Below are 18037 nucleotides of genomic sequence, written 5' to 3'. Positions count from 1 at the left end.
AATGCGCAGATGCTGAACCGGCGGACGTTCCTGAAGACCGGCGCCCTCTCCGCGGCCGCGCTGGCGACTCGTGCCGAGTCCCTCCTCGCGGCACCCTGCGACCCTCTTCCCCGCGCTCGCCGCATCGCGAATCCTGTTCGCGTGCAGGGGATGGTCCGCGCGGGAGGTCGCGGATTGGGCCGCGTGTCGATCTCCGATGGACTCCAGGTCGTGGATTCCGACGCCGATGGCCGCTTCGAACTCGTGACGTCGACCGATCGGGACTTCGTGTGGGTTCGCGTCCCGTCCGGCTACGAGATCCCGCTGAACCCGTCCGGCACGGCCCGCTTCTACGAGCGCATCGATCCGTCCGCGAGCGAGATGTCCGTCGCCTTCGACCTCGCGCCGCTGGACGTGTCGGATGAGCGGCACACGCTGCTCCTCCTCGGGGACATCCAGACCCAGACCGAGGAAGAGATGGGGTGGTTCCACGAGCGCTCCGTCCCCGACCTCCGGCAGACGGTGCGGGAGTTCGGTGACACGCACGTCTTCGGCATCTCCGACGGCGACATCATGTACGACCGTCTCGGACTGTATCCGGAGTACGAGCGCGGCGTGCAGCGGATCGGCGTCCCCTTCTTCCAGGTCATCGGGAACCACGACCTCGACATGGAGAGCCCTACGGATGAGGCCTCGACGGACACCTTCTCGCGCCACTTCGGGCCGCGCTACTACTCGTTCGACCGCGGCGCCGTGCACTACGTGGTGCTGGACGACGTGTTCTGGCACGGGAGCGGGTACCTCGGCTATCTGGACGCGGACGCGCTGACCTGGCTGGCGGCGGATCTGAACCGCGTCGAAGCGGGGGCGCCGGTCATCGTAGCGACGCACATCCCGGCGCTCGGGAGCAACCACGTTCGACGAGGCCTGACCTCGCCCGATCCGCCGGGCGCGATCATGAACCGCGACGCGCTGTACCGGCTGCTGGAGCCCTTCCAGGCGCACATCCTCACGGGACACACGCACGAACTCGAGCACGTCTTCGAGGCAGGGACGCACGAGCACGTGGCGGGCGCGATCTGCGGCGCCTGGTGGAGCGGACCGATCTGCTGGGACGGCGCCCCGAACGGCTATTGCGTCTACGAGGCCGCGGGCGAGGAGATCTCGTGGCGCTACAAGTCCACGGGATTCGACGCGACCCACCAGATGCGGATCTACCCGCCGGGGGCCGACCCGTCCGCGCCGGATGAGATCGTGGCGAACGTGTGGGACTGGGATCCCGAGTGGACCGTGCGCTGGTTCGCCGATGGCGATCCCCGCGGCCTCATGGCCCGGCGGCCGGGACGCGACCCGCTGAGCGTCGAGCTTCACTCCGGCGACGACCTGCCCCCGCATCGTCCGTGGGTCGAGCCCCGCATCACCAACCACATGTTCTACGCGCCCGTCGAACCCGGTGTGGTGGAGGTGCGCGTTGAGGCCACGGACCGCTTCGGCCGCGCCTATTCCGAGACCCTGCGTCTGCCCTAGCAGCCCGTGGCAAAAGCCCCGCTGCGTTCGAGCGGAACTGCGTCTCGCCACGGGCTGCTAGCCGCCGCGTCCGACGCCCGGAGCCGGCGGCGGGCGTTGTAGACCTCGGACTCCGGACCCATGTTGCGGGGACCGGGCGGCCGGAGGGTCGGCCGTCCGCATGCCGACCAGGCCCCGGAGATGTCGCCATGACCCAGCCACGCCCGCGCTTCCGTCCGTCCTTCCTCGCCTTCGCCGCGTCGACCGCGATTCTCGCGAGCGCCTGCGCGCCCCCGCGGATGACCATGGAGGAGGCGTGCGCCGATCCCGCCAACGAGATCGTGGCCGAGAACTGCCTCGAGGGGCACCCGGCCACCGAATGGGACATCAACGGCTACGGCGATCCCAGCATCCAGGGGTTCGGCACCGACATCGCGATCAACCGCGGCGAGACGATCGAGTTCAAGGTCGACACGGACTCCCCCGACTACCGGATCGACATCTACCGCATGGGCTACTACGGCGGCATGGGTGCGCGCCGTGTCGACTCGTTCGAGCCCGCCGCCACGCTGCCCCAGATCCAGCCGGAGTGTCTGCGGGGCCCGATTCCGGTGCTGGCCGAGGGTGGCGGGATCGAGGAGTGGCCCGCGCCTCTGGTGGACTGCGGGAACTGGGCCGTGTCGGCGTCCTGGCAGGCTCCGGCCGACGCGACGTCGGGCATCTACTTCGCCCGCCTCGTCCGCGAGGACCCGATCGAGGGCTGGGTGAAGAACGACGAGTTCGAGGCCACGCCGCTCCCCGCGACCGGCGAGGACTCGCTGTGGGAGGCGCCCGGCTTCCACGCGGTGATGCGGAACCCGCTGCGCGAGGCGCGCGCCAGCCACATCTACTTCGTGGTGCGGGACGACGACGGCGAGTCCGACCTGCTCTTCCAGACCTCGGACCTCAACTGGCAGGCGTATAACCGCTACGGGGGCCACAGCGTGTACGGGCGGCTGAATCCCGAGCGCCTCCGGCTCCACGGGGGCCCCCCGCGCGCGCCGAAGGTGAGCTACAACCGTCCGTTCGAGACGCGGCACTACCGCGCCGTGAACATGGTCTTCAACTCCGAGTACCCGATGGTCCGCTGGCTCGAGCGGAACGGCTACGACGTGAGCTACTCGTCCGGGGTCGACACGGACCGGCGTGGCGAGGAACTGCTCGAGCACAAGGTCTTCCTCTCGGTGGGACACGACGAGTACTGGACGGGCCAACAGCGGCGCAATGTGGAGGCGGCGCTGGCGGCCGGCATACACCTCGGCTTCTTCGGTTCGAACGATGTCTTCTGGAAGGTGCGCTGGGAGCCGAGCATCGATGGATCGGAGCAGCCTTACCGGACCTTCGTGACCTACAAGGAGTCGCAGAACCACCGAAAACTCGATCCGGAGGAATGGACGGGACTGTTCCGCGATCACCGTTCGATCAACCCGGAGGGTCCGTGGCCGGAGAACGCGCTCACGGGGACGCTGTTCACGGTGAACGCGTGGCGGAACGATCCGCTCATGGTCGACGCCGAGTTCGCCGACCTCCGCTTCTGGCGTAACACGGAGGTCGCGCGGCTGCAGCCCGGCGAGCGCTACGTGTCGATCAAGGGGATCCTTGGCCACGAGTGGGACTCGGACATCGACAACGGGTTCCGCCCGCCGGGGCTCTTTCGGCTCTCCGCGACGACGATCGACAACCTGCAGTACTGCGTCCATCCGGGGCGGGGGTGCGAGACGGGCTCGGCCACGCACAACGCGACGATGTACCGGCACGAGAGCGGCGCACTCGTCTTCGACACGGGGACGCTGCAGTGGCCGTGGGGGCTCGACGCACACCACGACACCGAGACGGGCGTCCCCCCCGAGCGCCAGAACGGCATGGACACGCGAGTCGGCGTGGACCCGAACGGCCCTGACCTCGTCCTGCAGCAGGCGACGCTGAACGTGTTCGCGGACATGGGCGTGCAGCCCGCCACGATTCAGTCGGACCTGGTTCCATCCACGGCGTCGACGGATGACGTCCCGCCGACCTCCTCGTTCGAGGCGCCCTCGGGACCCGACCCGGAGAGCGGCATGATGACGATCTCGGGGACGGCCTCGGACGCCGGGGGCGGTGTCGTCGCGGCGGTCGAGGTTTCGCTGGACGGAGGGATGACGTGGCGACCGGCCCGCGGCCGTACGAGTTGGAGCTACGCGTGGGATCCGGACGCGACGGGCAGCGAGGTTTCGATCCTCAGCCGCGCCGTGGACGACAGCGGCAACCTGGAGGTGTCGCCATGATCGCGTCCCAAGCGGCCCGCTTTCGTCCGCTCCCTTCATCCTCCGTTTGCCTTGTCGCGGCTATCGCGGCGGCCGGCTGCGAACTGCAGATCTCGATGGCGGGTGATCCGTGCGAGAACCCCGCCAACGAAATCGTCGCGGAGAACTGTCTCGAGGGGCACCCGCCTACGGAGTGGGACATCAACAGCTACGGCGACCCCAGCATCCAGGGGTTCGGCACCGACATCGCGATCAACCAGGGCGAGACGATCGAGTTCAAGATCGACACGGACTCGAACGACTACCGGATCGACATCTACCGCATGGGCTACTACGGCGGCATGGGCGCGCGCCGGGTGGACTCCTTCGACCCGTCCGCGACGCTGCCGCAGATCCAGCCGGAGTGCCTGCGGGGCCCGATCCCGGTGCTGGCCGAGGGCGGCGGCATGGAAACCTGGCCCGCGCCGCTCGTGGACTGCGGAAACTGGGCGGTCTCGGCCTCCTGGCAGGCGCCGGAGGACGCGACTTCCGGGATCTACTTCGCGCGGCTCGTGCGGGAGGACCCGATCGAGGGCTGGGTGAAGAACGACCAGTTCGAGGCCACGCCGCTCCCGCCGACAGGAGAGGATTCGCTATGGGAGGCGCCGGGCTTCCGGGCCGTGATGCGGAACCCGCTGCGCGAACCGCGCGCGAGCCACATCTACTTCGTCGTGCGGGACGATGACGGCGAGTCCGACATGCTCTTCCAGACGTCGGACGTCACCTGGCAGGCGTACAACCGCTACGGGGGGCACAGCGTGTACGGACGCCTCAACCCGGAGCGTCTCCGCCTCCACGGCGGGGAACCCCGCGCACCGAAGGTGAGCTACAACCGGCCCTTCGAGACGCGGCACTACCGGGCCGTGAACATGGTCTTCAACTCCGAATACCCGATGGTCCGCTGGCTCGAGCGGAACGGCTACGACGTGAGCTATTCCTCGGGGATCGACACGGACCGGCGAGGCGAGGAACTGCTCGAGCACAGGATCCTCCTTTCGGTCGGTCACGACGAGTACTGGAGCGGACGGCAGCGGCGGAACGTGGAGGCGGCCCGGGCCGCCGGCATGCACCTCGCCTTCTTCAGCTCGAACGAGGTCTACTGGAAGGTGCGGTGGGAGGCGAGCATCGACGGCTCCGGCGAGCCGTACCGGACGCTCGTCACGTACAAGGATTCGCAGGATCACCGGCGGCTCGATCCGGTGGAGTGGACGGGAGAGTTCCGCGACCACCGCTCGATCAACGCCGAGGGGCCCTGGCCCGAGAACGCGCTGACGGGGACGCTGTTCACGGTGAACGCGTGGCGGAACGACCCCATCATCGTGGACGCGGAGTTCGCCGACCTGAGGTTCTGGCGAAACACCGAGGTCGCCCGGCTGCGGCCCGGCGAGCGGTACGTATCGATCAAGGGGATCCTGGGCCACGAGTGGGACTCGGACATCGACAACGGGTTCCGGCCGCCGGGGCTCTTCCGGGTCGCCGCGACGACGATCCACAACACGCTCTACTGCGTGCATCCGGGACGGGGCTGCGAGACGGGGACCGCCACGCACCACGCCGTCCTCCATCGACACGAGAGCGGCGCACTCACGTTCGGCTCGGGGACGCTGCAGTGGTCGTGGGGCCTCGATGCGCATCACGACACCGAGACCGGCGTGCCGCCGGAACGGATGAACGGCGCGGACACGCGGGTCGGCGTGGATCCACACGGCCCGGATCTCGTACTGCAGCAGGCGACGGTGAACCTGTTCGCGGACATGGGCGTCCAGCCCGCCACGATGCAGCCCGACCTCGTCGCCGCCACGGCTTCGACGGATCTCGGCCCGCCCTCGTCCTCGTTCGACCCGCCCTCGGCGTCCGAGGCGGAGAGCGGCATGGTTACGATCACCGGGACGGCGTCCGACACCGGCGGCGGCGTGGTCGCAGCCGTCGAAGTGTCGCTCGATGGGGGGGAAACCTGGCGTCCGGCCCAGGGCCGGGCGAGCTGGAGCTACGAGTACGACGCCTCCGCGGCCGTAGAGGAAGCTTCGATCCTCAGCCGGGCGGTGGACGACAGCGGCAACATCGAGATCCCCGGCGCGCGCAGCGACACCGACGGTGGAGGCGACTGAGCCCGAGCGTCGCGGCGGAAGGGCAGCGGGACCAGCAGGCGGCTGAGCCCGGCGGGCTACCAGTACTCGGAAATTCCGCAATTGCCCGGAGTTCGCTGCCGCTGGAGTCGACGTCCGCCGGCGCAGCTACCGGTTGGTGGGGAACCCCAGGTCGACGCGGCTTCCGGAGGGATCCGGCCAGCGCGCCGTCATCACCTTCGGTTTCGTGTAGAAGTGCACGCCCTCCGGACCGTAGATCGCGTGCGCCCCGAACGCCGACTCCTTCCAGCCGCCGAAGGAGTGGTATCCGACGGGGACGGGGATCGGGACGTTCAGGCCCACCATCCCGGCGTCCGCGTCCTCCTGGAACTGTCGCGCGGCGCCCCCGTCGCGGGTGAAGATCGCCGCACCGTTCCCCCAGGAGTTGTTGCGCAGGAGGTCCACGGCGTCGTGGTACGTGTCCGCCCGAACCACGCAGAGGACGGGACCGAAGATCTCGTCCCGATAGACCGACATGTCGGGCGTGACGCCGTCGAGCAGCGTGACGCCGAGGAAGAAGCCGTCGCCCTCGAAGCGGGCGTCCCGGCCATCGACGACGACGCGCGCGCCCGCCTCGGCGCCCTCGCGCACGTATTCCGCGACGCGGTCGCGGTGCTCGGCCGTGATGAGCGGGCCCATTTCGGAGGTGGGATCGTCGCCGGGGCCGATGCGCAGCTTCTCCATTCTGGTGCGGATGGCGTCGACGAGCGGATCGGCGCTGTCGCCGACCGCGACCGCGACGGAGATCGCCATGCACCGCTCGCCGGCCGATCCGTACGCGGCGGAGACGGCAGAGTCCGCGGCGAGGTCGATATCCGCATCGGGCAGCACGACCATGTGGTTCTTGGCGCCACCGAGCGCCTGCACGCGCTTTCCGTGCGCGGTGGCGGTCTCGTACACGTGCCGGGCGACCGGCGTCGACCCCACGAAGCTGACGGCCCGCACATCGGGGTGCTTGAGCAGCCGGTTCACGGCCACATGGTCGCCGTGCACGACGTTCAGCACGCCCGCCGGGAAGCCGGCTTCGTGGAAGAGCTCCGCGATGAAGTTCGCGGCGCCGGGATCGCGGGGTGACGGTTTCAGCACGAAGGTGTTCCCGCACGCGACCGCGTTCGGAAACATCCAGAGCGGCACCATGGCCGGGAAGTTGAACGGCGTGATCCCCGCCACGACTCCGAGCGGCCGCCGGACGGAATAGACGTCGACGCCCGTGGAAGCCTGCTCGTTGTACGTCCCCTTCAGGTGTTCGGCGAGGCCGCAGGCGTATTCGATATTCTCCAGGCCGCGGGCGACCTCGCCCATCGCGTCGGCAAGGACCTTTCCGTGCTCGGCGGTGAGCCGCTTCGCGATCTCCTCGGCGTACTCCTCAACCAGGTTGCGGTACGCGAACATGAGCTTCGTGCGACGCGCGACGCTGACACCCCGCCATTCGTCGAACGCCGCCGCGGCCGCCGCGATGGCTTTGTCGACCTCGCCGACCCCCGCCAGCGGCACTTCGCCCGTCTGACGCCCCGTCGCCGGATTGAAGACCGGCGCCGTACGGCCGGAAGCGCCGGGCCGCGCCCGACCGCCAACCAGGTGCGGAACAGGCTCGATCGCTCCCGCCGCGCCGTTTCCGGCCGCTTCATCCACCGCCGCCGCCGGGGTCGAGGACAATGCCGTCTTCACTTCGCCTCCTCGTGATAGCCGAGGATCGCCTTTACCTCGAGGAACTCCTCGAGCCCGTGGCGGCCCCATTCACGCCCGTTGCCGGATTGCTTGTAGCCGCCGAACGGCACCCGGAAGTCCGGACGCGCGCCGTTCAGGTTAACCTGGCCCGATCGGATCCGTCGCGCGACGGACCGTCCACGTTCGCGGTCGCCCGCCGACACGTAGCCGGCGAGGCCGTAGAGCGTGTCGTTCGCGATGCGAACCGCGTCATCATCGTCCTCGTATCCGATGAGCACGAGGACCGGTCCGAAGATCTCCTCGCGCGCGACGACCATCTCGTTGTTCACGTGCGAGAAGACCGTCGGACGGACGTAGTACCCCCGCTCCAGTCCCTCCGGCCGCCCGGGCCCTCCCGTCGCGAGGTGCGCACCCTCCTCGATCCCCCGCTCGATCAGCCGCTGGATCCTGTCGAACTGCACATCGGACACCGCCGGGCCGATCGTCGTCCCCTCGGCGCCGGGATCGCCGACCACGACTTTTCCGGCCGCCGCAGCGGCGATCTCCGCGGCCTCGTTCATCCGCGAATGCGGCACGAGCATGCGCGTCGGCGCGTTGCAGGACTGTCCCGTGTTGTTGCACACCGCGAAGACACCCCGGGACACCGCCCGCCCGAACTCGGCGTCGTCCAGGATGATGTTGGCCGACTTGCCGCCCAGTTCCTGCGCCACGCGCTTCACCGTCGGCGCCGCGTTCCGGGCGACCTCCACCCCGGCCCGGGTGGAGCCGGTGAAGGAGACCATGTCGACATCGGGGTGCGCAGAAAGCGCCGCTCCCACGACTGGACCCGCCCCGTTCACGAGATTGAAGACCCCGGGCGGCACACCGGCCTCATGCAGGATTTCCGCGAAGATCAGGGCGTTCAGCGGCGCGACCTCCGACGGTTTGAGCACCATCGTGCACCCCGCCGCGAGCGCCGGCGCCACCTTGCAGGCGATCTGGTTCAGCGGCCAGTTCCATGGCGTGATGAAGGCGCACACGCCGACCGGCTCCCTCACGAGGAGGGACGTTCCGAGGTCCGTCTCGAATTCGAAGTCCGCGAGGATCTTCAGCATGGTTCGGAAGTGCCCCATGCCGGACGGGACCTGCGCCTGCGCGGCCAGGGCCGTCGGCGCGCCCATCTCCGCGCTGACGGTCGCGGCCAACTCCGCCGAACGGGCCGCGTAGCCCTCGCAGATACGTTCCAGCAGCGCGATCCGTTCTTCCCGGTCGGTCTGTGAGAAGGCGTCGAAGGCGTCGGCCGCGGCCGCCACCGCGGCGTCCACATCGGCCTGCCCGCCCATCGCGATGGCTCCGATCACTTCCTCGGTCGCCGGGTTGACCACGTCCAGCGTCTCGTCGACCGACGGTTCGACCCACGCTCCGTCGATGTAGAACTTGCGGAGGTTCTCCACGGATCCCCTTTCCCGCGCCGCGCGATGCGGCGTCATGATGTTCGGTACGAATACACGACCCCGGCGGGGGGCGGCCTTCGCCTCCCGCCGGGGTCGATCCTACCCTCCGGGCTCGGCCTCGACTACCGGCGATCCCGGGATCCCGCCTGACCTACGCTTCGGAACTCACCCCGTGAGCCACGACCACCGGTAGTTCACCCGAACGTAGTAGTATCCGCCGTTGAAGCCGAACGGCGAGCTCTCCGGATAGAGCAGACCCACGTCGTCGGCCGTGTCCGGAGCCTGTGTCGCCGGATACGTGTCGAACAGATTGTTCGCGCCGATCGTGAGTTCGGCATCATCCGTGAGGTCCGTCGACAACTCGAAGTCGACGAGGAACCGGCCCGGGAAGGCCGTGCCCTCCACTCCGCCGATCACGACGCCGCCGACGTCCACCCACGAATCGTACCAGGTGCCGCGCAGAAGTCCGCGCACCCCGCCGATCGTGTGCAGCACGTTGAGCGAGCCCCGCCACGAGGGGACGGACTGCTCGAGCTGATCCACCCGGTCCGTGTCGATCACGTCGGGGTTGAAGTCGGTGACCGACGTCCCGTTGTAGTTGAAGAGCGCGCTGAAGCTCGTCGAGCCGCCCATCGACGCGGGCGTGTAGTTCGCCACGATGTCGAGCCCCTGCGTCCTCGTGCTGAAGTCGTTCGTGAAGAACCGGAACTCGGCGAGGTTCGCCGCGCTCGTGATCCCCTCGCCCAGCAGTCGCGTCACCTCTTGATCGGTGAGCTTGAACGTCTGCGTCTGCGCGAAGCGGTCCGAAATCGAGATCCGGTAGTAGTCCAGCGTCAGCTTGAACGCGTCCGCGTCGAACACGGCCCCCGCGGTGATGCTGAACGCCTTCTCGGGCGTCAGCTGCTCCCCGCCTCGAAGGGCCGCCACGGCCGACGTCGAGGGGATCGTGCCGCGGTTGACGAGGTCGCCGATCGTCGCGTCGAACACCGTCGACACGTTGAAGGCGTTCTGCTGCCCCGGCGTCGGCGCGCGGAAGCCGGTGCTCCCGCCGGCGCGCAGGGCGACCGCGTCGCTCACCTCGAGACGACCCGAGACCTTCCCCGTCAGCTGGCTTCCGAAGTCGGAGAAGTCCTCCCAGCGCAACGCGGCGCCGAGCGTCCACGGATCTTCGCTGCCGCCCAGCTGAACATCTCCGTAGACCGCCACGTTCTGGCGGTCCCAGTTTCCGGCGGCGATCGGACTGAAGCCGGGGAAGCCGTTGGAGGACGAACTGAAGCCCTGAGCGGCGTAGGGCCCGATCTTCCACGACTCGTCCTGCCCCTGCCCGATCGTGAAGCGCTCTTCCCGCCGCTCGAGCCCGCCCGCGAGGTGGACCTGGTCGCTGGCATCGTAGGCGACGTCGAAGTTCAGGTTGAACTCATCCTGCCGGTAGAGCCCCGGATCGAAATGCGTGGGCGTCTCCGGCCCGAGCGCCGCGTTCACCGTGTTGTAGATGAAGAAATCGGCGGTGTGGCTGCCGAAGCCGGCGCTGGCGTCCCACGTAAAGCCGTCCTCGTTGCCGCCCTTGACGCCGCTCACGACGGACCAGTCCGTGACGTTGCCGCCGAACTGGGGCGTGAAGCCGCCCGGGAACATCTCCTGGAACGAGAAGCAGTTCGGATCGGCGAAGACCTGCGCCAGCGCCACCGGGTCGGGGACATGGTTCGTGATGGGGACCTCGGGGCAGTTCGCCGATCCGAGGCCCTTCGCCTGCAGCACGTCGCCGATGAGGAGCGACCCGCCCCCGTCGCCGCTGAACACGGCGCCCCGCGTGTTCGGATTACGGAAGAAGAACCCGCCGTCCACTTCCTTGGTGGAAAGGTTTCCGAACGCGTAGAACTGCTCGTCGTCGCTGAACGTGTAGCCCGTGTTGAGCCACACCTTGAGATCGTCGTTGACCTCGGGCGACCCCCAGATCTGGGCCGTGGGCGTGCGCACGGCGCTGTTGCCGGCCCCGAGGAGCGCGATGGCGTCGGCGCGCTGGATGGCCCGGTCCGTCGGGTCCTGGTTCCCGTACTCCACGCTGAGGTTGGCGAAGCCGGTGGACCCCAGCGGGACCCCGACGTTCCCGGAGACGGTGAGCATGTCGCCGTCGCCTTCGTAGTAGCTGCCGCTCTTCACCTCGATCATGCCGCCGTCGCGGTCGTCCTTCAGGATGAAGTTCATCACGCCGGCGATGGCGTCCGAGCCGTACTGGGCCGAGGCGCCGTCGCGGAGGACTTCCACCTGACGCAGCGCGATGCCGGGAATGGAACCGATGTCCACGCCCTGGGCCCCATCCGAGAGACCGGCCCCGAGCCACGTGATGATCGACCCGCGGTGCCGCCGCTTCCCGTTGATCAGCACCATGGTGTGATCGGATGCGAGCCCCCGCAGGTTCGCCGGACGCGTGATCGTCGCCGCGTCGCTGATGGGCTCGACGCGAACGTTGTAGGACGGCACCACGGTGCGGAGGAGGAAGTCGATGTTCGTCTCCGCCTGACTCGTGATCTCGGACACCGGGATCACGTCCACCGGCACCATCGACTCGGTCACCGTTCGCGGCTGCGCGCGGCTTCCGACGACCACCAGCTCTCCGAGGTTGATCGCCTGGAGTTCCAGCGAGAAGTCCTGGTTCGCGGTCTGGCCGCTCACGACCGAGACCGTCTGCGTCTGAATGGCGTAACCGATGATCCGGACTTCGACCATGTGGTCGCCGGCCGGGACATCGGAAATCGAATAGGCGCCGCCGGCACCCGAGCCCACCGATATGTCGAGCGCGGGGATCGCGACCCTCGCGCCGCTGAGGCCGGCGCCGGATTGGTTGGTCACCCTGCCCTCGATCGTACCCTGGGCATAGGCCGCCGCCGGCACCGCCAGAAAGGCAAGGGCCAGGAATGCACGTTTCAGCATACTCATCTCCTGAGGTTGGTTGTCTCAACTCCCGAGGTTCGTCGCTTCAAGCAGATCGGCTCTGAACTTCCCGTCCCCGAGGGCCCGAGCCGATGGCCCGCGGGACGTCCGAAAGATGCGCTAGAGCGGAGCCCAGGGCATCTCGATGGACCTCCACATGTGTGCGACCGGACTGTTGTCGTACCCGAGACCCTCCTTTGGCTGCTTGAAATGTCGCCCGATGATGTCGATGAACGGATCCAGCGAGACCTCCATGCCATCCTGGAAGGCATACGTGTCGTTCACGCAGATCATGCGAGCCGAAACGTACAGCGGATGGCCTTTCGCGTACTCCGCAGCCTGCTTGATGTAATCCGGCGGGATGTAGTCCTCCCCGAAGATCCGGTTGTACAGCTCCGGGTATTCGTACCCGTACTCCTCGTCCGGGTAGAAGCGCAGCGCCCCATGATACCGGATGCCCCAGCTCACGTACTCGGGTACATACGGTTCGTAGAGCTGTGCGCCCCACCAGCCATGATCCACCTTGATCAGGTTCTGCACGGTGTCGTGGAGCAGGCCGGCGAGGACATTCTCCTCGGGCTGCCCGTCATTCAACGCGTGAGTCGCGCTCTGCAGGACATGACGGGCGGGCCAGAACCTCAGGCGGAAGAAATCTTCCAGCGTCGGATTCGCGGGCAGGGATTCCAGGACCTCGTCGTTGGGCCTGAACAGGTTGCCGGTTCCGCGCGGGGCGCGGACTTCCTGTCCGGCATCATGGTCGTCGTCGTCGTGGTGTTCGTCCGCGAACTCGGCTTCGGCCTCCGCCGCTTCCGCCAGCAGGTCGTTCTCGTCGAGGAGCCGCGGGTCGAGGTCTTCGGTCCGCGGAACGGGACCGTGGTGGTGATGATGGTCGTGAACGTGACCCGGATCCTCGCCGTCGAGGAGATCGCACATGTAGTGCTCCAGAGCCTCCGCCTTGTCCTCGGGCGTCATCACCGCGAGGGCACCGGCACCAACCGATGCGAGGAACCTTCTTCGGTCGATCTCCATGATTCCATCCCGGCGCTGGAGGTTACGCGACGGTTACACCTGCAAGTTGATTAAACGAGCGCGGGACCGCTAGTGTCGTGTCCCGGAAATCCGCGAGCTACCGGAAGTGCCGTGACATTTGAGGGACACGGCACTGGATGTGGTGGTGGAGGAGGGTCGCGCGACGCCACCGGAAAAAGGGGGCGTCCCACCCCGGACGCCCCCTTCCTTCTACGTGCCCCTCAACGCGATGCGCGATTCTACCGGCGGATCAATAGGCCTGCTTGACCACGTTCTCGGCCTTGGGGCCCTTCGGTCCATCGACGACGTCGAGTTCGACCTTCTCACCTTCCGCCAGACTCCGAAAACCGTCCGCCTGGATCGCCGTGTGGTGAACGAAGACCTCCGCAGATCCATCATCGAGCGCGATGAACCCAAAGCCCTTCTGATCGTTGAACCACTTGACTGTGCCGCTTCTGCGCATGCCCGTGCTCCTGAAGGTATTGGTGTCGCCGAGAGTACGGGCTTTGCCGCACATGCCGACCACAATGCCGGCGAACCTGATCCGGTTCGCGTCTTCCGGAGCCCAGAATACGCAGCCAATTTGCGGTTGTCCATGCGCCGGGCGGGAGGCGCCTATTTGCCCACAGACAGGAAATCGCGGAGCCGGAGTTTCGTCTGGTGGTCCTGCATCCGCGTGCCGCGCATGTTCTGGCCGCGAATATAGGTCCGCTGCCAGCCCTGTTGAACCGCCTCGTCGTCCCGGGCGTGGAGGTCGTCGATGAACTGGGACCTGGACTCGTTCCATTCCGTATACTGCCTGGCGACGAGCCTGTCGTCCCACAGCTCGCGCGTGCGGGGGCGCGCGTCTTCGAGATAGTGCCGCGGCATGGGGAGGATCCGGCAGATGGGCTCTCCCTCGTCGAAGCGGATCCAGTGCTTGGGCCGCGTGACCTTCCAGTTCATCGTGAACGAGAACGGGGCCCAGTCCGTCTCGATGATCCCGTCGAGCGGGACGATGCCGTCCTTGGGGAGGTTGGGGCAGCCCCGCGCCCAGAGGTTGTGGCCCTTCGTGGTGCGGAACAGATAGCCGGGCGTGAACGTCACGACTCCGCTCCCGAAATGGCTCGCGATGGCCGGGTGCGGCTCGTCCTCCCAGCGAAAACGGATGGACTCCAACCGGACCCCGCCGTCCCAGCGAAGCCAGAACTTCGTCGGACAGAGTAGATCCCAGCCGGCCTGGTTCGCGATGAGGAGCGGCAGGCAGCGGTAGGCGAAGCGGTCGGGCGTCTCGTCCATCCACTCGCGACGCTGGTCGCCCGTCACGATCTCAAGGGCGGTCTCCGCTACCCGGAACGCCGTCAGCTCGATGCCGCGCGCGGCCCGGGGCCGCGCCTTCGCCTTCTTCGCCACCGCGGGACCCCCTGCGCCTTACCGCGCCGAGATGCTGTTCGCCGGCTGGCCTCCACTGCCGCCCTCGGCCGGATCGAAAAGCGGCTTGCCCAGATCCAGAGGCACGAGCCGGCCGCCGATCTCCGCGACGCCCTGTATGCGGACCCAGCGGTCGAGAAGCGTCACCTGGAGCACGGTCTCGAACCCCGCGCTCGTGGCCGTGGGGTCGATCTTCATCGTAATCCGTCGCGCATCGACGTCGTACTCCCACGAACCGTAGAGCCGGGTGTTGAAGGTCGTACCGCCCGGCTCGAGTCCGGTCAGCGTGATCCGTGAACTCAGGTTCTGGATCGACCCGAAGACGAGACGAACGTCGGAACCGGCGGGGAGACGCTTGAAGTCGTCGGGAAGACCCGGCACGTCGCGCTGCAGGAATTCGAGGGGCCGGTAGGCCCCGACGATGGTGTGATGGACCGTTCGGTATGCGGGTCCGTACGGATTGTTGTCGATCTCGCACGCCGCCATGCCGCCGGCGAAAGTGGCGACCATGGCCGCGCACGCGATGTTCCGGACCCGCGGGGATATCATGAAGCCTCCAGCACTGGTTTCGACTGGAGTGCCGCCCTCCCCCCGGACACGGCCGAGCCGGCCGGGGGACGCGGCACTCCTCTGATAAGAAACGCTCCCGCCTCTCGCGGGCAACCGTTGCGCGGGATGTCACCGGTTGGCAGGGTCTTGGCGAGGTCAACAGTGCGCCGACCGATACTCCAACCCGGTTCGTTGCGAAATGCTCACGATACGCCCCATCCGCCGCGCGCTCGTGCCCGTCGACTCGGCGGCCGCGCACCGCGTCTCCGCGCTCAACTACGACGAGTTTCAAGGGGACCACGAGATATGGGAAGCCATTCGGGACGCACCGGACTCGGTGCTGAGCGTCACCATGGCGCACTGCGCCGTGCCGAGCCCGGACCGGATCCTGGCGGGAGACTCGGAGGAGTCGCTCGCGCGGGCGCGCCGCAACTTCGAGCGCCTGCGCGCCTCCCCGCTCACGCACGAGGTGCAGAGGGCCCTGTACATCTACGAGATCGTGGATCCGCAGCGCCCCGGCGTGCGCCAGATCGGCCTCGGGGGGCTGGCGCGCACGGCCCAGATCCGGACGGAGGCGGCGCCGAACGGGCCGATTATCCGCAACGAGGGAGTCCGCCCGCCCAAGGCGAGGGGACGAGCACGGCTGATCGAGGCGACCGGCGCCATCATCGGGACCGTCAACAACGCGGTGCCCGACGCGTCGGGGGCGTTCGCGGCGGCGCTCGAGCGCCACGCCGATGAAACGGCGGCCGACTTCGAGGTGGAGGGGCACCTCGGGACGACGCATCGCATCTGGCTCGTCGCGGAGCCGGGCGGGGTCACGCGCCTGCAGCGCCTTCTGGCGGACCAGCCGGAAGCGTACGTGGCCGACGGGAACCACCGGAGCGCCGCTGCGGCCATGCTGGGACACGAGTCCTTTCTCGCGGTGTTCTTTCCGGCCGACCGGATGGGGATCTCCCCCTACAACCGGCTGGTCCGGCTCGCCGGCGAACGCGGCGCGTCGGTGGAGTCGGCTCTGGCGCGCTCGTTCGACGTGGCGCTCGCCGGAGACGGGCCCCTGCAGCCGAAAGAGACGCATGTGATCGGCGTGTACACGGCTGACGGGGGCTGGCGGCGCGCCTTGCCGCGGGCCGGCGTCTACGACGAGGCGGACGCTGCGGGCTCCATCGACCACGATATCGTGCAGCGGACGCTCTTCGCGGATCTGGGCATCCCCGATGCGGCCGACGAGCGGCTCACCTTCGTCGGCGCCAACAGGGACGCGGCGTGGCTCGCGGCCGAAGTGGACGGGGGTCGCGCCGACATGGCCGTCACGCTGCCCGCCGTGACCATGGACCAGTTTGTCGCGGTCTGTCGGCAGCGTCGGATGATGCCCCCCAAGTCGACCTGGTTCGAGCCCAAGATCCGCAGCGGACTCGTCATGGCGCTCCTCGGCGAGGGCTGACCCGCTCCGCGGTCTCGCGGAGCGCCGCGCGGTCGACCTTCCCCAGGTGCGTGCGGGGGAGCGCGTCCACGACGTGAACGGCGGCCGGCGCCTTGTACGACGCCAGGCGCGAGGCCACGAATGTCTGCAGCGTCGCCGCGAGTCCGGTGGCGGCGGCGTTCGTCTCGGCCGGTACGATCCAGGCCACCGGCTGCACGAGCCCGTCGCCGCCCGGGACGCCGACCACGGCCGCGTCCGCCACGGCCGCGTGCTGCAGCAGGCAGTCCTCCACCTCGCCGGGCGACAACCACTTCCCCTTCACCTTCAGCATGTCGTCGCCACGCCCGCAGTAGCGGAAGACGCCCCGTTCGTCGCGGACGACCATGTCTCCGGATACGTACCACTCGCCCCGGAAGGCCTCCGCCGTCGCGTCGGCCCGCTGCCAGTAGCCCAGAGCCCGGGATCCCCCGCGGACCCGGAGCCAGCCCACTTCGCCATCCGGCAGCTCCCGGCCTTCGTCGTCGCAGACCCGCACGTCGAAGCCGGGGACGGCCCGGCCCAGGGTTCCGGGATGCACCTCGTCCGGACGGTTGCTCAGGAAGATGTGCCACATCTCCGCCGTCCCCAGTCCGTCCAGGAGCGGTACGCCCCACGTGTCCCGCCAGCGCCGGTGAAGCTCGGGCGGCAGCGCCTCGCCCGCCGAAGTCGCCAGGCGGAGGCAGGACAGGTCGCGGCGGGCGGCGTCGGACTGCGCCACCATGAGCCGGATCATGGTGGGGACGTTCACGAGTATCGTCGGGCGGAACGTCTCGATTCGATGGAAGAGGACCTCGGGCGTGCAGCGCTCCGGGAAGAGGGCCGCCGTCGCGCCGACCGAGAAGGGGAAGAAGAGGTTGGACCCGGTGGCGTATCCGAAGAACAGCTTGGGGACGGAGAGCGTGATGTCGTCCTCCGTCAGGCCCAGCACCCGCTTGCCGTAACACTCCGTCGTATTCGCGAACGAGGCGTGCGTTTGCACGACGCCTTTCGGGCGTCCCGTCGTTCCCCCGCTGAACAGCCAGAGGGCGGGATCGTGCCGGTGAGTGGGGAACGGGTCCAGCGTCGCCGGTTGGCCGTGCAGACGCTCCCTGAACCGCGGCCGGTCCACGACGAACGTTTCCCGGGGGGCGGAGATTTCTTCGGCCCAGCCGGAACCCTCTGCGTCGTTCGTCCCGGATCCGGCTCCGGCATCGGCGACACCGGGAGACGCGGCTTCGCGGAAGGCGTCCGCGCGGCCGGAATCCACGAGCAGGACGGCGCCGCGCGTGTAACGAAGGAAGTACGAGATCTCGTCGCGCCGAAGGTACGGGTTCAGCATGACGCCCACGGCGCCGATCCGCAGCGTGCCGAAGAGTGCGCCGACGAAGTCCGGTCCGTCCGGGAGCGCGATGAGGACCCGCTCCTCCGGCCGCACGCCCGCGCGGCGAAGGAGGTGGCCGTAGCGGTTCGCGAGCGCGTCGACCTCGGCATAGGTCGTCTCGCCGCCGTCGGTGAGGAGCGCACGGCGGCCGCCCCGCCCCTCCCGGATGCGGTCGCCCAGGAAGTACTCGGCGATGTTGAAGCGCTCGGGCGCATCGAAGATCGGCTGCGGAACGGCGGCTCGCATCGGGCTCCGTCGGCGGG

Annotated in this window: 12 protein-coding genes; 4 read left to right on the top strand and 8 right to left on the bottom strand. The window is 68.5% G+C overall.

Annotated elements, in window-relative coordinates; translation table 11 throughout:
• Positions 1 to 9 precede the first annotated feature (9 nt).
• The 3 genes from ACQY5G_RS06025 to ACQY5G_RS06015 all read left to right on the top strand — a co-directional run bounded on the left by ACQY5G_RS06025 (position 10) and on the right by ACQY5G_RS06015 (position 5914).
• A complete protein-coding gene (locus ACQY5G_RS06025) occupies positions 10 to 1506 on the top strand; it encodes a calcineurin-like phosphoesterase C-terminal domain-containing protein (RefSeq protein WP_428277953.1) in 1497 nt (498 codons plus the stop codon).
• Between the two features lie 188 nt (positions 1507 to 1694).
• Positions 1695 to 3788: a N,N-dimethylformamidase beta subunit family domain-containing protein gene (locus ACQY5G_RS06020; protein ID WP_428277951.1), complete on the top strand. Its 2094-nt coding sequence runs from the start codon at positions 1695 to 1697 to the stop codon at positions 3786 to 3788.
• Positions 3785 to 5914 carry a N,N-dimethylformamidase beta subunit family domain-containing protein gene (locus tag ACQY5G_RS06015; protein ID WP_428277949.1) on the top strand — a complete coding sequence of 710 codons (2130 nt, stop codon included), beginning with the start codon at positions 3785 to 3787 and terminating at the stop codon, positions 5912 to 5914. The genes ACQY5G_RS06020 and ACQY5G_RS06015 overlap by 4 nt, the downstream gene beginning before the upstream one ends.
• A 126-nt stretch (positions 5915 to 6040) precedes the next feature.
• Here the strand turns inward: ACQY5G_RS06015 and ACQY5G_RS06010 are convergent, their stop codons facing one another.
• From ACQY5G_RS06010 to ACQY5G_RS05980, 7 genes are all read right to left on the bottom strand, one after another.
• The gene (locus ACQY5G_RS06010; protein WP_428278653.1) at positions 6041 to 7528 is read right to left on the bottom strand and encodes a CoA-acylating methylmalonate-semialdehyde dehydrogenase; all 1488 of its coding nucleotides are present in this window, start codon (positions 7526 to 7528) and stop codon (positions 6041 to 6043) included.
• A 68-nt stretch (positions 7529 to 7596) separates the two neighbouring features.
• Complete coding sequence (locus ACQY5G_RS06005) at positions 7597 to 9033, bottom strand: aldehyde dehydrogenase family protein (protein WP_428278652.1); 1437 nt, start codon at positions 9031 to 9033, stop codon at positions 7597 to 7599.
• A gap of 165 nt (positions 9034 to 9198) precedes the next feature.
• Positions 9199 to 11964, bottom strand: a complete 2766-nt coding sequence (locus ACQY5G_RS06000) for a TonB-dependent receptor (protein ID WP_428277947.1) — start codon at positions 11962 to 11964, stop codon at positions 9199 to 9201.
• Positions 11965 to 12084: 120 nt separating this feature from the next.
• Complete coding sequence (locus tag ACQY5G_RS05995; RefSeq protein WP_428277945.1) at positions 12085 to 12993, bottom strand: hypothetical protein; 909 nt, start codon at positions 12991 to 12993, stop codon at positions 12085 to 12087.
• 250 nt (positions 12994 to 13243) lie between these two features.
• Positions 13244 to 13456 (bottom strand): cold shock domain-containing protein, encoded by a 213-nt coding sequence (locus ACQY5G_RS05990; protein WP_310757763.1) that lies wholly within the window; start codon positions 13454 to 13456, stop codon positions 13244 to 13246.
• A gap of 152 nt (positions 13457 to 13608) precedes the next feature.
• Positions 13609 to 14385 carry a DUF6065 family protein gene (locus ACQY5G_RS05985; RefSeq protein WP_428277943.1) on the bottom strand — a complete coding sequence of 259 codons (777 nt, stop codon included), beginning with the start codon at positions 14383 to 14385 and terminating at the stop codon, positions 13609 to 13611.
• Positions 14386 to 14403: 18 nt separating this feature from the next.
• The gene (locus tag ACQY5G_RS05980; protein ID WP_428277941.1) at positions 14404 to 14952 is read right to left on the bottom strand and encodes a hypothetical protein; all 549 of its coding nucleotides are present in this window, start codon (positions 14950 to 14952) and stop codon (positions 14404 to 14406) included.
• A 199-nt stretch (positions 14953 to 15151) separates the two neighbouring features.
• On the opposite strand from ACQY5G_RS05980, the gene ACQY5G_RS05975 reads away from it, so the two are divergent.
• Positions 15152 to 16396, top strand: coding sequence for a DUF1015 family protein (locus tag ACQY5G_RS05975; protein WP_428277939.1), 1245 nt, complete (start codon positions 15152 to 15154; stop codon positions 16394 to 16396).
• On the opposite strand, the gene ACQY5G_RS05970 is transcribed toward ACQY5G_RS05975, so the two are convergent.
• Entirely contained in the window at positions 16371 to 18020 is a 1650-nt protein-coding gene (locus tag ACQY5G_RS05970) for a benzoate-CoA ligase family protein (protein WP_428277937.1), read from the bottom strand. The two genes, ACQY5G_RS05975 and ACQY5G_RS05970, sit on opposite strands and share 26 nt — an antisense overlap.
• Positions 18021 to 18037: the final 17 nt, after the last annotated feature.

It is taken from the genome of Candidatus Palauibacter sp. (genome assembly GCF_965261555.1).
In the GTDB taxonomy this organism is placed as follows: Bacteria; Gemmatimonadota; Gemmatimonadetes; order Palauibacterales; family Palauibacteraceae; genus Palauibacter.
The sequence above is the reverse complement of the archived record's forward strand: the minus strand, read 5'-3'. Positions and strand labels throughout refer to the sequence as shown.

Excerpts from the sequence above, each read along its gene's own strand:
- ACQY5G_RS06000 (WP_428277947.1), bottom strand. The coding sequence starts at position 11,964 with ATGCTGAAACGTGCATTCCTGGCCCTTGCCTTTCTGGCGGTGCCGGCG.
- ACQY5G_RS06020 (WP_428277951.1), top strand. The coding sequence starts at position 1,695 with ATGACCCAGCCACGCCCGCGCTTCCGTCCGTCCTTCCTCGCCTTCGCC.
- ACQY5G_RS06015 (WP_428277949.1), top strand. The coding sequence starts at position 3,785 with ATGATCGCGTCCCAAGCGGCCCGCTTTCGTCCGCTCCCTTCATCCTCC.
- ACQY5G_RS05990 (WP_310757763.1), bottom strand. The coding sequence starts at position 13,456 with ATGCGCAGAAGCGGCACAGTCAAGTGGTTCAACGATCAGAAGGGCTTT.
- ACQY5G_RS05970 (WP_428277937.1), bottom strand. The coding sequence starts at position 18,020 with ATGCGAGCCGCCGTTCCGCAGCCGATCTTCGATGCGCCCGAGCGCTTC.
- ACQY5G_RS05980 (WP_428277941.1), bottom strand. The coding sequence starts at position 14,952 with ATGATATCCCCGCGGGTCCGGAACATCGCGTGCGCGGCCATGGTCGCC.
- ACQY5G_RS05975 (WP_428277939.1), top strand. The coding sequence starts at position 15,152 with ATGCTCACGATACGCCCCATCCGCCGCGCGCTCGTGCCCGTCGACTCG.
- ACQY5G_RS05995 (WP_428277945.1), bottom strand. The coding sequence starts at position 12,993 with ATGGAGATCGACCGAAGAAGGTTCCTCGCATCGGTTGGTGCCGGTGCC.
- ACQY5G_RS06025 (WP_428277953.1), top strand. The coding sequence starts at position 10 with ATGCTGAACCGGCGGACGTTCCTGAAGACCGGCGCCCTCTCCGCGGCC.